Below are 14,544 nucleotides of genomic sequence, written 5' to 3'. Positions count from 1 at the left end.
CAGATGCAGAAAGGGCCGGATCCTTGACGGGATCCGGCCCTTTTTTTGCTTCGCGATGTCAGGCTGGCACGTTCAGCGCGCGTCCGGCCACGGCGTCAGGATCTCGGCGCCGTTCTTCGTTACCACCAGCATGTGTTCCCACTGCGCCGACAGCGAACCGTCGCGCGTCATCACGGTCCAGCCGTCGTCCAGCTGGATCACGTCGTCTGCGCCAATATTGATCATCGGCTCGACCGTGAAGGTCATGCCTTCCTTCAGCAGCAGGCCCGTGTTCGGGCGGCCGTAGTGCAGCACTTGCGGTTCTTCGTGGTACACGCGGCCAATGCCGTGGCCGCAGTAATCGCGCACGACCGAGTAGCCGGCGCCCTCGGCCAGCTTCTGGATCGCGTGGCCCACGTCGCCCAGGCGCGCGCCCGGGCCGACCGCGCGAATACCGGCCATCATCGCTTCATAGGTCACTTCCACCAGCTTTTTCGCCTCGGGCGAGGGCGTGCCGGCGAAATACATGCGACTCGTGTCGCCGTGCCAGCCATCCTTGATCACGGTGACGTCGATGTTGACGATGTCGCCGTCCTTGAGGACGTCTTTTTCGCTCGGAATGCCGTGGCACACCACGCCGTTGATCGACGTGCACAGGGTTTTCGGGAAGCCGTGGTAGCCGACGTTGGCCGGCGTGGCCTTCTGCACCTTGCGGATGTAGTCGTGGCAGCGGCGGTCGAGCTCTTCGGTGGAAACGCCGGGGACGACGAATTCCTTGATCATTTCCAGCACTTCGGCAGCCATGCGGCCGGCCACACGCATCTTGGCGATGTCTTTTGCGTTCTTGAGTTTGATGGTCATACGGGGAGGGAGTGACGCGGCGGCGCCGCAGGCAAACCGCCATGATACAGCGTCCGCGCCTGGCGGGCAGGGGGGGGAAGTAAAAATGCCCGCCAGGCTAGGCCGGGCGGGCATTCGGAGAGCTTCTCAGGACAGGGCCTTGCGGCCCCGTTCTATCAGAAGTTCTGGGTGTAGCGGACGTAGAAGAAGCGGTCCAGCGACATGTCTGCGTCAACCGCCGAAGCCGATGCCTGGGTGCTGTACACGATGCGCGGGCCCTTGTCGAAGACGTTGTTCACGCCGACCAGGAAACGGCCATCCCACGAGGTCTTGTAGCCAACGCTCACGTCGTGGAAGATGTTCGAACCCAGCTTGTTCGCGCCGGTGCCGTTAGGACCTTCCCAGGTTGGCAGGTTGCACTCGACATCGCTGTCCCAGCACAGGTCTTTCACCGGGCTGTAGTAACGGAAGCCCCAGGTGGCGCTCCAGTTGCCCATTGCCCAGTCGACCGAGGTGTTCGACTTCACGCGGTTGTAGAAATACTCGCCGGCGTAGTTGTTCCACTCCGAGTCAGCGCCGCTGCGGGTGCGGAACTTGTCGACGTACGAGGTTTCGTTACGGAAGCTGAACTGGCCGTAGGCGGTGCGTGGCAGGCGGTAGTTGATTGCCAGGTCCAGACCTTCGGTTTCCATTTCGCCCAGGTTGGCGTTACCGCGCGACAGCTGGCTGATCTGGCCGGTGACCGGGTCACGACGGATTGCCGAACAGAAGTTGGCGCTGCCGTTGATGTAGCACTCGTTGGCAACATACGATGCGCTGATCGCGGTAATGCGATTCTTGATCGAGATGTTGTACCAGTCCAGGCCAACCGACAGGCCAGGCACGAACGACGGGCTATAGACGAAGCCGGCGGTCTTGGTGGTAGCGGTTTCCGGGGTCAGGAACTCGTTACCGGCGCCCGAGTTGAAGGCGACCAGCGACTGGGTGCCGTTCGAGCTCGTGATCGGGGTGCCAGCTTGCATCAGCTGACGGTAGTTCAGCGGGGTTGCAGCGATACCATTGAAGCCGCTGGTGCAACGTGCTGCCACGCTTGGATTGCGCGATGCTTCGCCGAACACGGCGTCGCATGGGTCGGTGAAGGTGTCGAACGATTGCGAACCGCCGCCTGCCACGTCGTCCAGGGTTGGAGCGCGGAAGCCTTCAGCCCAGGTACCACGGATCAGCACGTCCTTGACCGGCTTGTACATGAAGCTGGCCTTGCTGTTGTTGGTCACGCCGAAGTTGCTGTAGTCCGAGTGGCGGGTTGCCAGGTTGAAGCTCAGCAGTTCTGCGAACGGCATGGCCTTCAGCACTGGAATGTTCAGCTCGGCATACGCTTCACGCACGGTGTAGCGGCCGTAGGTTGCCTGACCCGACAGGTTGGTCGAGTAACCCGACTGCGAGAACTGGTCAGGAACGTCCGAACCCTTGACTTCGCGGTGCTCGATACCGACTGCGACGCCCACTGCGCCAGCTGGCAGCTGGAACAGTTCGCCGGCGATGTCGGCGGTTGCGCTGTTGATGGTCGAGTTGTAGGTCTTGGTGCCGACGCTGTTGACGTAAGCCAGCGCTTCAGGGGTCGATGCCGACGGGCCACCCAGGATGTCCCATGGGGTGCACGACGACAGGCCGATCGGGTTGGCGGCAGTACCGCACTGGACGACACCGGCCGAGTTCATGAACGACGGGCCCAGAGCTTGTTTCAGGTTCAGCAGGTTGATGTTGCCAGCGTCGGTAGCGGTACCCGAGACCTTGTTGTGGTTGTAGCCAACGCTCCAGTTCCACGCCAGGTCCTTAACCATGAAGTCGCCTTCGAGGGCGGCGTCGATGTGCAGGGTGCGGTTTTCGTTTTCGGTCGTGCGTGGCAGTTCGATGGTACGACGCTGGAAGAACAGGTCCTGGCCCAGGCCGGCGCCGACGACGCTGCTGCCGTACGGATTGTAGTAGCTGTCCTTGTCGATGTAGACCGGGTAGTTGGCCTGCGACGTCGACTGCAGTGGGTAGCCGGCGATCTGGCGCAGCGACTGACGCTGCGAGTACATCGCGGTCGTCTTCAGGCGCATGTCTTTCGGCAGGGCAACTTCACCCTTGACGAACAGCGTGTCGAGCTTGTTCGGCGACAGCAAGTCCATGTCCTGGCTCGAGTTGTACTTGTCGTCGTTGTTGCCGGTGTAAGCGTGGTAGCTGTTCGGGTCGCGCGAGTTCGCACCGACACCTGCGCCATCATACGAACCGGTGTGGTTCAGGTAGCGATTGAAGCCGCCAGCTGCGGCGCTGGTCAGCGAGCCGCCGGTCAGTGGGTTGACCGCGGTGATGCGACCCCATGGGCCAGCGCCCAGGCCGTCGAATGGGTGCTCTGGACCGTAAGAGGTCGAGGTGATGGCGCGGGTCTGGGTGCCCACACGGCCTTGCTCGGTGTGCGACAGGCCGAACATCAGCGACGCTTTCTCATCGCCGGCACCGTAGGTCAGCGAGAAGTCCTTGTTCTTGCCGTCGTTCTTTTCGTTCTGGCCGGTGTAGAGGGACAGCTGGCCGCCCTGCATGTTCTTTTTCAGGATGATGTTGATCACGCCTGCGATCGCGTCGGAACCGTAGATCGACGAAGCGCCGTCCTTCAGGATTTCCATGCGTTCGATCATCGCCGACGGGATGGTCGACAAGTCGGTGTAGCCGGCAACGGTCTGGGTCCAACGCTTGCCGTCAACCAGCACCAGCAGGCGGTTTGCGCCCAGGTTGCGCAGGCTGACGTACTGGCCGCCAGCTTCGGTGTTCGAGGTCAGCGAACCCGAACGCGAGAAGTCAGGCGCGCCGGCCGACGACAGGTTGTTCAGAATATCGCCGACGGTCACCAGACCGGTCTTCTGGATCTGTTCCTGGCTCATGATCTGGATCGGCTGCGCCGTTTCCAGGTCAACCTGGCGAATACGCGAACCGGTCACTTCGACGCGCTGTGGCGCAGCAACTTCCTGAGCGATCGCGGCGGTCATGCCAAGGGTCATACCGCCGAGGCAAATAGCGCGGACCGAACGGGACAAGAGTGTTTCCATCATGTTGCAGAACTCCTAGGGGTGTATGCGCGGCGGGACCTGGATAAGGACCTGCCACCGAAAAATGTCGCGGGGCGACTCGCTGAAAAACGCCAACTAATTTGGTTAAACGACTTTTCAAGTCAGCAATAAAACCATTCGCAGGACTTCGCTGTCAATGCATACGCACCATTAGGGTGAGAATGTGACAGTTTTGTTGCAGAAATGTGTATTTACTATTTTCAGATGCCACATGTAATTGACTGTGCGGTTATTTGCTGATCTAAGTTTGGCCAGACGCAAAAAAGCCCGCCCGGCTTGCGCCGGGCGGGCTTTTCGCGCAATTAAATTGCGGACTACATCAACTTGGCTTAAAACGCTTGATTGTATCGAACGTACACGAAGCGATCGATCGGCAGTTCCGGGCTCACTGCCGACGACGACGAATTGCCGCCGGTGGCCGACGCTGCGCTGTAGTTGATGACCGGCTTCTTGTCGAAGATATTGTTCGCGCCGAGCAGCAGCTTGGCGTTCCACGGCAGGGCGTAACCAATCGACAGGTCGCCGTACCACATCTCTTTGGCGCGGGTGTAGCCGGTGCCCCAGCTGGTCTTGGCGGTCGGGTCCGAGCATTCGCCTGGCAGGGTCAGCGAGAAGCAGCGGTTCTTCTGGCTGCTGTAGAAGCGGGCCGTGAAGGTCGCGCTCCAGTTGCCCATGTTCCAGTCGAGCGAGGTGTTCGACTTGACGCGGAAGGTGTCGTATTCGCCAGCGTATTCGACCCATTCCGAATCCGGGGTCGACTGCTGCTTGTACGTGTCCGTGTAGGTCGTTTCGCTACGGATGCCGAACTGGCCCCAGGCCGTGCGCGGCATGCGGTAGTTGATCGCCAGGTCGACGCCTTCGGTCTCGACCTTGCCGCGGTTGGTGTTGCCGATCTGCAGATCGACCACCTGGCCGCTAGCGTCACGGGTGATCAGCGAGCAGAAGTTTTCCACGTTGTACAGGAAGCACTCTTCGATCGTGTCGGTGGCCGACACGCCCGTGATCAGGTTGTCGATCTTGATGTTGAACCAGTCGACCGAGACCGACAGGCCCGGCACGCTCGATGGGCTCAGGACCAGGCCCAGCGTGCGGGTCTTGGCGGTTTCGGGCAGCAGGAAGCTGTTGCCGGCGCCCGTGGTGAACGGGAACGGCGTCTGGCCGCCGGTGGCGGGCACGTTGGCGCCCGTCTGGTTCTTCTGGCGGAAGCCGGCTGGCACGCCGCGCGCGGCGCAGCGCTGGGCCACGGTCGGGTTGACGGCCGCTTCGCCGACCACGCTGTCGCAGGCGTCGAGGTAGCTGGCGAAGGTTTGCGAGCCGCCACCGAAGGTGTCGCCAAGGGTCGGCGCGCGGAAGCCTTCTGCGTAGGTACCGCGCGTGAGGACGTCACGCACCGGTTTCCACATGAAGCTGGCCTTGCTGTTGGTGGTCGAGCCGAAGTTGGAGTAATCCGAATAGCGCGACGCCAGGTTGACGCTGAGCAGCTGGGCAAACGGCACATCCTTGAGCAGCGGGATATTCGCTTCGAGGTAGGCTTCACGCACGGTGTAGCGGCCATAGGTCGGATTGCCGGCCAGGCTCGAGGAATAGCCCGAGCGTTCGAACTGGCCCGGCACGTCGTCGCCGCGCACTTCGCGGTGTTCGATACCGCCGGCAATGCCAACCGCGCCGGCCGGCAGCGTGAACAGTTCGCCGGACAGGTCGGCGGTGGCGCTGTTGACGACCGAGCTGTAGGTGGCCTGGGCGGTCGCCATCACGTAGTCCAGCGCCTCCGGGGTCGAGGCCGACGGGCCGCCCAGGATATTCCACGGGGTGCATTCGCCCAGGCCGATCGGCGCGGCGGCGGTGCCGCACTGGACGACGCCCGAGGCATTCATGAACGACGGGCCGAGGGCGCGCTTGAGGTTGATGAGGTTCAGGTCGCCATAACCGGTGACCTGGCCGTCGACCTTGCTGTGGTTGTAGCCGACGCTCCAGTTCCACGGCAGGGTGCGGATGGTGAATTCACCTTCCAGCGAGGCGTCGATGTGCAGGCTGCGGTTGCTGTTGTCGGTCACGCGCGGCACTTCGATCGTGCGGCGGTAGAAGAACAGGTCCTGGCCGTTGCCGGCGCCGGCTACCGCGTTGCCGTACGGGTTGTAGTAGCTGTCCTTGTCGACATACACCGGATATTTGGCTTGCGAGGTCGAGCTCAGCGGATAGCCGGCGACGGTGCGCGACGATTTGCGGTCGGCGTACATCGCGGTGGTCTTGAAGCGCATATTGGCCGGCAGCTCGACTTCGCCCTTGACGAACAGCGACGTCAGCTTGCTCGGGGTCAGGAAGTGCATCTGGCTGGTCGAGTTGAACAGGTCGTCCGGCGCGTTGGTGAAGGTGTGGTAGTTGGCCGGATTGCGCGAATCCTGGCCGGTGCCGTCGCCCAGCGGACCGCCGCTATGGTTCAGCACGCGGTCAAAGCCCGTGACGGCGCCGGTCGGGCTGACCTGGCGGATACGGCCCCACGGGCCGCTGCCCAGCGCCGAATTCGGGCGGGTCGGGCCGTTGGTGGTGGCGGTGATGTCGCGCGTGCGCGCCCAGACGCCGCCCTGGTCTGTGTGGGTCAGGCCGAACAGCAGCGAAGCCTTGTCGTCGCCGGCGCCGTAGGTGACCGAATAATCCTTGGTCTTGCCGTCGTTTTCTTCGTTCTGGCCGTGGTATACGCTGACCTGGCCGCCCTGCATGGTTTTCTTCAGGATGATATTGACCACGCCCGAGATTGCATCCGAACCGTAGATCGACGAGGCGCCATCCTTCAGGATCTCGACGCGTTCGATCAGTGCCGACGGGATGGTCGACATGTCGGTATAGCCGCTGACCGACTGCGTCCAGCGCTTGCCATCGACCAGCACCAGCAGGCGCTGCGCGCCCAGGTTGCGCATGTCGAGGAACTGGCCGCCCTGTTCGCGGCTTGCGCCCAGCGACGAGCCACGCGAGAAGGCCGGCACGCCGGCCGACGACATGCTGTTGATGATGTCGCCGACAGTGACCAGGCCGCTCTTCTGGATCTGTTCCTGGCTCATCACCTGGACCGGCTGCGCCGTTTCCAGATCGACCTGGCGAATGCGGGAACCGGTCACTTCAACGCGCTGCAGAGCTTCTTGCGCGATGGCGGTCAACGAGGGCAGCGCAAGCGCCACGGCTAATGCGATCTTGGTACGTTGTTGCATGTGCTCTCCATACTGCGCCCCACGGGTGTGAAGCGGACTTTTATGATTGATCGGTGTAACCAGTGCATGCCCGAGCCAGGGCGATACCGCTTGTCGGTAGTGCATGCACCGCAGGTATCAAACCATCCCGTGTTAACGGGTGTCAATAAGCGAGGAGGGCGAATCTGTGGCAAATACAACAGTTAACAAAAAGAAATTAAATGACTAAAAAGTCAGCAGTACGTACGTACTTTTACCGTGCAATAAAACATGCTTTTGGGTGGAGGTAGTGCGGAGGAATACCATGCGCACCAGGGTGGTGCGCATAGCATCAATCGCTAAAACAGGCATGCCACAGGCGCAGCACGCTGTCCGGATGGGTGCCCACCTGGGCCGGCTCGACGCGGGTCTTGTCGTGCCCTTGCAGGCGGACGCTGTGCTGCAGCTTGCGCATGGCGCGGTAGGCGGCCGCCACCTGGCTGGCCAGCAGCGCGTCGATCAGGCCCAGCTCGCCGCACAGGTGCAGCAGGGCGATATTGCCGGCGTTGGCAGTAAGCTGCGGGTAGGCATGTGCATGGCGCAGCACCAGGTATTGCACGATGAACTCGATGTCGATCATGCCGCCGGCGTCGTGCTTGAGGTCGAACTGCGTGCTGCGGTTCAGGTTCGCGCCATGCATCCGCGCGCGCATCTGCACCACCTCGTTTTTCAGGGTCGCCGCCTGGGTCGAGCGATCCTTGCGCAGCACCTGCTCGCGGATCGCCTCGAAGCGCGCGCCGATGGCGGCGTCGCCGGCGCAAAAGCGCGCGCGCGTGAGCGCCTGGTGTTCCCAGATCCAGGCCGCGTCGCTCTGGTAGCGCTCGAAGGCGGCAATCGACGAGACCAGCATGCCGCTCGCGCCGTCCGGGCGCAGGGCGATGTCGATGTCGAACAGGATGCCGGCCGGCGTGGGCGCCGTCATCCAGGTGATGAAGCGCTGGGCCAGCTTGGCGTACAGGGGCGGCGCGTCGCCGTCGTCGTCGTCGTACAGGAAGATGACGTCGAGGTCGGACACGTAACCCAGTTCCTTGCCGCCCAGCTTGCCGTAGGCGATGACGGCGAAGCGCGGCACCTCGCGGTGCCGGCCGTTGACCGCGCGCCAGGCATGCGTGACTACCGCCCCGACGATGGTGTCGGCCAGCGCCGACAGGTGGTCGGCCAGGTGCTCCACCGACAGCTCGCCGGCCAGGTCGAGTGCCAGCAGGCGAAACAGTTGCGCATGGTGGGTTTCGCGCAGGATGTCGAGCTGGCGCTCGGTGTCGCCGGCGGCATCGGTCAGTTGCGCGTCGAGGGTGGCCGCCAGTTGCGGCAAGGCTTCGGCGCCGGCATTGCGGTCGTCCAGCAACTCGTCGAGCAGGATCGGGTGCTGGGTCAGGAACGTCGCGGCCCAGCCGCTGGCATTGATCATCCGGATCACGCGCTCGAGCGTGTGCGGGTATTCGGTCAGCAGCGCCAGGTAGGCCGAGCGGCGCGCGATCGCCTCAAACAGGTCGAGCAGGCGGCCCAGCGTGGCGGCGTGGCTGCCCATGCCGGCGTCGGTCACGACGGTGGCGATCAGGGGCAGGGCGGCTTCGACCAGGGCCAGCAGGCGTACGCGGCTGAAGTCGGGCAGGCTGGCCAGGCGCGCGCCCTGCAGCGTCGTGGTCAAGCGGCTGGCGGCGGCGCGGGTGTCGTTGAAGCCTAGGGACGCCAGGCGCTCTGCCAGCGCATCGAGGTTGTCCAGGTCGTCGGCCAGGGCCGGCGCGTCGGGGTCCTGGTCGGGCGCTTCCTTGTCGGCGAAGATGGCGTCGAACTGCTGCGCAACGAAGGTACGCTGTTCTTCCAGGCGCGCCAGCAGCGTGGCCTCATCGGGACAACCCATCATCCGCGCCACGCTCAGGCGGTCTTCGTCGCTCACCGGCAGGGTGTGGGTCTGGGCGTCTTCGAGGTATTGCACCCGGTGTTCGAGGTTGCGCAGGAAGGTGTAGGCGGCCAGCAAGCGTTCGACCGTGTCGACTGTCAATAGCTCACGCTCGGCCAGCAACACCAGCGTCTTGCGCGTGGAGCGTTCGCGCAGGGCCGGGTCGCGCCCGCCACGGATCAGCTGGAACACCTGGGCCAGGAATTCGATTTCGCGAATGCCGCCGCGGCCCAGCTTGACGTTGTGGCTGCGCTCGGGGTGCAGGCGTTCCTGGCGTTTCACTTCGGCGCGGATCTGGGCGTGCATCGTGCGGATCGCGTCGATCACGCCAAAATCCAGATAGCGCCGGAACACGAACGGCTGCACGATGGCGTCGAGCGCCGCGATGTCGGCCGGCTCGCCCGTGACGGCGCGCGCCTTCACCCAGGCATAGCGTTCCCATTCGCGGCCCTGGACGATCAGGTATTCCTCGACCATGCCGAAGCTGGCCGCCAGCGGGCCCGACTTGCCGTTGGGGCGCAGCGCCATGTCGACCCGGAACGTGAAACCGTCTTCGATCACTTCGGACAACGCCGCGCTCAGGCGCCGGCCCAGGCGGATGAAGAATTCGTGGTTCGACAACTGGCGCTGGCCGGGCGCGGCGGCCGTGTCGCCGTCCTCCGGGTACACGAAGATCAGGTCGATGTCCGACGACACATTGAGTTCGCCGCCGCCCTGCTTGCCCATGGCCAGCACGATCAGGTGCTGCGGGCGGCCCGATTCGTCGCCGACCGGCATGCCGTGGGCCGCCACCAGCTCGGCCATCAGGCTGGCCACGTGGGTCTGGATCGCGAAGTCGGCAAACGCCGTCATGGCCGTGACGACCTCGTCCAGGTCGGCCTGGCCGCCGAGATCACGCGCGACGATCGTCGAGATCAACAGGTTGCGCACCCGGCGCATGGCGCGTTCGAGCGGCAAACCCCTGGCCAGCTCGCCGTCCAGCAGGGCGCGGAAATCGGTGTCGGCCAGCGATAATGCGGACAAGCTTGCCAACTGCCCGGCGCGCTCGGGCGCCGCGCTCAGCCAGCGCGCGACGAAACGCGACGCAGTCACAGGGACACTTGCAGGGACTGGTTGTGCTACAGGGGAAACTTCGGTCATCGTTGATCCTGGGAAACGCGATGGGCGGCCGCTTCAATAGGCCGTTAGTCGGGGCCGGCAGGCAGTCGATGCGTTAGAATGGCCCGCTCACAGGCCGTCGACGCTGCCCGGGTCAGCACCGATGGTAAGGTAGACGCCGCAGCGCATGCAAGCGACCTGTTTTTTAAGCTGTACATTTTTCGGCGAGCCTTTGTTATTAGCACCTTGATGCACAACCCGGATCCGCAGGCGGCGTCCGCGTCCCGGCCGGTGGCCGCGCGCTGGCGCCGGTTTCGCGCGTGCTATCGCTTCGCGAACCTGGCGTCGCACCACGTGCTCGGCTTTGCCATCAAGCTGGTGCTGCTCGTGTATTTCGCGCTGGCCGTGCTGTTCCTGGTGCTGCGCTACGCCATCCTTCCGAATATCGAGCTGTACAAGAACGACATCGAGCGCGCGGCGGGCCAAGCCATCGGCAGCCGCGTCACGATCTCGCGCCTGACCGCGTCCTGGCACGGCATGCGGCCCGTATTGTCGCTGCGCGATGTGCGCCTGCACGACCGCAAGGGGCGCCAGGTGCTCGCCTTGCCGCAAGTAGACGCGACGGTTGGCTGGTGGAGCGTGGCCGCGCTCGAGCCGCGTTTTGCTTCCCTGGAAATCATCGGCCCGCGCCTGGCCGTGCGGCGCGGCCGCGACGGCGTGCTGGTCGTCGCCGGCGTGCGGCTCGATCAGCCGCAGGGCGATGGCGCCGGCGCCGACTGGCTGCTGCGCCAGCGTGAAATCGTGATCCGCGACGGCCGCGTCGACTGGGTCGACGAGCTGCGCGGCACGCCGCCGCTGGCGCTGCAGGGCGTCACGCTGGCGCTGCTCAATCGCTGGGATGCACACCACGTGTCCCTGACCGCCACGCCACCGGCGCGGCTGGGCAGCCCGATCGACATCCGCGCGCGTTTCAAGCACCGCTTCGGCCAACGACCGTCGGACGTCGCGCGCTGGAAGGGCGAACTGTACGCCGACCTGCGCGACGTCGACCTGGGCGCCTGGAAGCGTTTTGTTGACTATCCGATCCAGCTCGAACGGGGCCGCGGTTCGCTGCGCGCCTGGATCAACGTTGACCAGGCGCGCCTGGCGGGCTTTACCGCCGACCTGGCGCTGGCGGGCGTGAATGCACGCCTCGGCAAGGACATCGCGCCGCTGGCGCTGGCGCGCGTGTCGGGCCGCCTGAGCGCGCGTGAAACGCTGTTGCCTGGCAAGGTCGACGGCAAGCCGACCTTCGGCGCCAACGGCCATTCGATGCGGCTCGACAATTTCACGGTGGTGGCGCGCGATGGCCGCGCCTTGCCGCCGGCCACGCTCGAACAGACCTGGCGTCCGGCCACCGCCGGCAAGCCCGAGCGTGGCACGCTGCGCGCGCAGGGCCTCGACATCGGCGCACTGGCGGCGCTGGCCCAGTACCTGCCGATTTCGCCGGTGCAGCGCGGTTTGCTGGCCGACTACGCGCCGCGCGGGCAATTGCAGGATGTCGGTGTCGAATGGGATGGCCGCTATCCGGGCGTGACCGGCTGGCGCATTCGTGGCGATGTGGCCGGGCTGGCGCTCAAACCCCAGGCCGCGCGCCCGGGGCAGGCCGCCACGCCGGGTTTCGAGAACCTGAGCGGTCACATCGATGCCAACGAGCGCGCCGGCAGCGTCAAGCTCGATTCGCAGCAATTTGCCCTGAACCTGCCGGCCTGGTTCGCCGAGCCGCGCATGCCGTTCGACCGGCTGGCGCTCGATGCGCGCTGGCAGCTCGAGCCCGGCCGCGAGTTGCAGGTCGACGTCGAGGCGCTGGACTTTGTCCAGGGCGCGCTCACCGGTTCGCTCTCGGGCCGTCACATCCTGCCGCTCACGCCCGGCCACGGGCCCGGCAAGGCCGACTTCACCGGCAGCCTCGACGGTTTTGCGATCGACCGGATCGGCAGCTTTTTGCCACTGGCGACGCCGCACAGCCTGCATGACTGGCTGGTCGGCGCGCTGCAGGGCGGGCAATTGCACGACACCACGCTGCGCCTGCGCGGCGACCTGGCGCACTTCCCGTTTCATGCGACCAATGCCGCCGAGCGCGCCCGTGGCGAATTTCGCGTGGCCGGGCGCCTGGCCGGCGCCCGTCTCGAATACGCGCCCGGCCACCGCCATCCGGACGGCACGCCGCTGTGGCCGCTGGCCGAAGCCATTGACGGGCGCATCGTGTTCGACCGCGCGCGCATGGAAATCAATGGCAAGACATTGCGCACGCTGGGCGTGGGGCTGTCGAACGTCAAGGCCGTGATCCCCGACCTGGGCGCGCACGAGAAGATGATGCTGGAAATCGATGGCATGGGCGCCGCGCCGCTGCAGGAATTCTTGCGCTACGTGGCGGCCACGCCGGTGCTGGGCTGGATCGGCAACTTCACCGAAGACACGCGCGGCACCGGCAACGCCAGGCTCGACCTCAAACTGCGCCTGCCGCTGTCGCACCTGAACGAGGCCAAGGTGCAGGGCAATCTGCATTTGCTGGGCAACGAGGTGGTGCTGTTCCCCGAGTTGCCGCCGCTGCAGAATGCGCAGGGAAAAATCGCCTTCCACGACCACGGTTTCGGCCTGGAAGGCATCGGCGCCGACTTTTTGGGCGCGCCGCTGGCCGTGGGCGGTGGCACGGCGCCCGACGGCAGCACGCGCGTGACGCTGGCCGGCACGCTGTCGGCCGAGGGCATGCGCCGCACCGCGCCGGCGCCGGCGCTGGGACGCCTGGCCGAACGGCTGTCGGGCAGCACACCGTATCGCGGCGACATCGTGGTCAAGGGCGGCCACCGCACGATCACGGTCGATTCGACACTGGGCGGCCTGGGGGTGACATTGCCTTCGCCCCTGAACAAGGCCCAGGACGCGACCCTGCCGCTGCACTTCGTGCTCGAGGGCGAGCCGACCGTGGAGGGCCTGGCGCGCGACGTCATCCGCGTCGGCGTGGGGCAGGGCCTGGCGGCGCGCTACGAGCGCGAAAAGCAGGGCAAGGGCGCCTGGCGCGTGACCCACGGCGGCATCGGCGTGAACGTGCCGGCGCCGCGCCCGGATGAAGGACTGATGGCGCACCTGGACATGAAGGCGCTCAATGTCGACCAGTGGCTGGCGGCGGGCCGCGCCATTGCTGGCATGGATGCGAATACCCCGGCCGCTGCAGCCGATGCGGCCCCGGCGAGCGGCGCCGATTTCACCCAATATGTGCTGCCGACGGTGGTGGCCGGCCGGGTCAGCGAACTGACAGTCGGCGAGCGGCGCGTGGCCGACGTGGTCATCGGCGCGACCCACGTGGGCGACACCTGGCGCGCCAACCTGCATTCGCGCCAGGCCAGCGGCTACCTCACCTGGGCCGAGACGCCCAGCGGCCTGGGCAAGGTCACGGCGCGCCTGGCCTCGCTCGTGATTCCTGAATCCGCCGAGGCCGAGGTCAAGGATCTGCTCGAATCGAACAAGGGCGCCACGGCCAGCATCCCGTCGCTCGACATCGTGGCCGAACGGTTCGAGCTGTTCAATAAAAACCTCGGCCGCCTGGAACTGAATGCCAGCAATGTGCGCGCACTGGCCGGGAGCGAATGGCGCATCGACCGCATCGCGCTGAGTAATCCGGATGGCAAGTTGAAGGCGTCGGGGCGCTGGCTGACCAAGGATGGCAAGAGCAATACCAGCCTGAATTTTTCGCTCGACATGGACAATGCCGGGCGCCTGCTCGATCGCGTGGGTTTCCCGGACACCATTGGTCGCGGCAATGGCTACCTGCGCGGCGATATCTCGTGGGCCGGCCTGCCGTATGCGATGGACATCCCGAGCCTGTCGGGCCAGATCGAGATGAACGTGGAGTCCGGCCAGTTCCTCAAGCAGGACCCGGGCGCGGCCAAGCTGCTGGGCGTGCTGAGCCTGCAAGCCTTGCCGCGCCTGCTCAAGCTCGACTTCCATGACGTGTTCTCGGAAGGCCTGGCGTTCGATGGCATCACCGCCAACGCCATGATCGCGCGCGGCGTGGTGCGCACCGATAACCTCAAGATGCATGGCGTGGCGGCCACCGTCCTCATGAACGGCACGGCCGACATCGCCAATGAATCGACCAATCTGCGCGTGGTGGTGATCCCCGAGTTCAACCTGGGCACCGGGCCGCTGGTGTATGGCCTGGCGGTCAATCCGGTGCTGGGCCTGGGCGGTTACCTCGCCCAGCTGTTCCTGCGCGCGCCGGTGATGAAGGCGCTCACGTACCAGATGCAGGTGACAGGACCGTGGAAATCGCCGACCATTACCAAGATCGCCAATCCGCCCGATGTGACCGCTGCCGCGCCTGCAGCCCCAGCCGGCCCTGATGCCAAGAAGGAGTGAG

At 65.2% G+C, this 14,544-nt stretch carries 5 protein-coding genes; 1 reads left to right on the top strand and 4 read right to left on the bottom strand.

From position 1 onward, the window contains the following. Positions 1 to 72: 72 nt before the first annotated feature. The 4 genes from map to glnE form a co-directional block, all read right to left on the bottom strand. Positions 73 to 840, bottom strand: a complete 768-nt coding sequence (gene map / locus AB2N08_RS15820; protein ID WP_367611629.1) for a type I methionyl aminopeptidase — start codon at positions 838 to 840, stop codon at positions 73 to 75. 155 nt (positions 841 to 995) lie between these two features. After that, a complete protein-coding gene (locus AB2N08_RS15815) occupies positions 996 to 3,845 on the bottom strand; it encodes a TonB-dependent receptor domain-containing protein (RefSeq protein WP_367611627.1) in 2,850 nt (949 codons plus the stop codon). 410 nt (positions 3,846 to 4,255) lie between these two features. Continuing rightward, positions 4,256 to 7,129 (bottom strand): TonB-dependent receptor domain-containing protein, encoded by a 2,874-nt coding sequence (locus AB2N08_RS15810; protein WP_367611626.1) that lies wholly within the window; start codon positions 7,127 to 7,129, stop codon positions 4,256 to 4,258. A 310-nt stretch (positions 7,130 to 7,439) separates the two neighbouring features. Next, complete coding sequence (gene glnE, locus AB2N08_RS15805) at positions 7,440 to 10,187, bottom strand: bifunctional [glutamate--ammonia ligase]-adenylyl-L-tyrosine phosphorylase/[glutamate--ammonia-ligase] adenylyltransferase (protein ID WP_367611625.1); 2,748 nt, start codon at positions 10,185 to 10,187, stop codon at positions 7,440 to 7,442. A gap of 207 nt (positions 10,188 to 10,394) precedes the next feature. Between glnE and AB2N08_RS15800 the strand changes: the two genes are divergently transcribed. Then, positions 10,395 to 14,543 carry a YhdP family protein gene (locus AB2N08_RS15800; RefSeq protein ID WP_367611624.1) on the top strand — a complete coding sequence of 1,383 codons (4,149 nt, stop codon included), beginning with the start codon at positions 10,395 to 10,397 and terminating at the stop codon, positions 14,541 to 14,543. The last annotated feature ends 1 nt before the right edge of the window (position 14,544 follow it).

The sequence above is a fragment of the Massilia aurea genome, from assembly GCF_040790145.1.
In the GTDB taxonomy this organism is placed as follows: domain Bacteria; phylum Pseudomonadota; class Gammaproteobacteria; order Burkholderiales; family Burkholderiaceae_D; genus Telluria; species Telluria aurea_C.
Note: the sequence above shows the minus strand (reverse complement) of the source record. Positions and strands in the feature narration are given on the sequence as shown.

What these genes read in the sequence shown, in the direction of transcription:
- map (WP_367611629.1), bottom strand. Translation starts at nt 840, where the DNA reads ATGACCATCAAACTCAAGAACGCAAAAGACATCGCCAAGATGCGTGTG.
- AB2N08_RS15815 (WP_367611627.1), bottom strand. Translation starts at nt 3,845, where the DNA reads ATGACCGCCGCGATCGCTCAGGAAGTTGCTGCGCCACAGCGCGTCGAA.
- AB2N08_RS15810 (WP_367611626.1), bottom strand. Translation starts at nt 7,129, where the DNA reads ATGCAACAACGTACCAAGATCGCATTAGCCGTGGCGCTTGCGCTGCCC.
- glnE (WP_367611625.1), bottom strand. Translation starts at nt 10,187, where the DNA reads ATGACCGAAGTTTCCCCTGTAGCACAACCAGTCCCTGCAAGTGTCCCT.
- AB2N08_RS15800 (WP_367611624.1), top strand. Translation starts at nt 10,395, where the DNA reads ATGCACAACCCGGATCCGCAGGCGGCGTCCGCGTCCCGGCCGGTGGCC.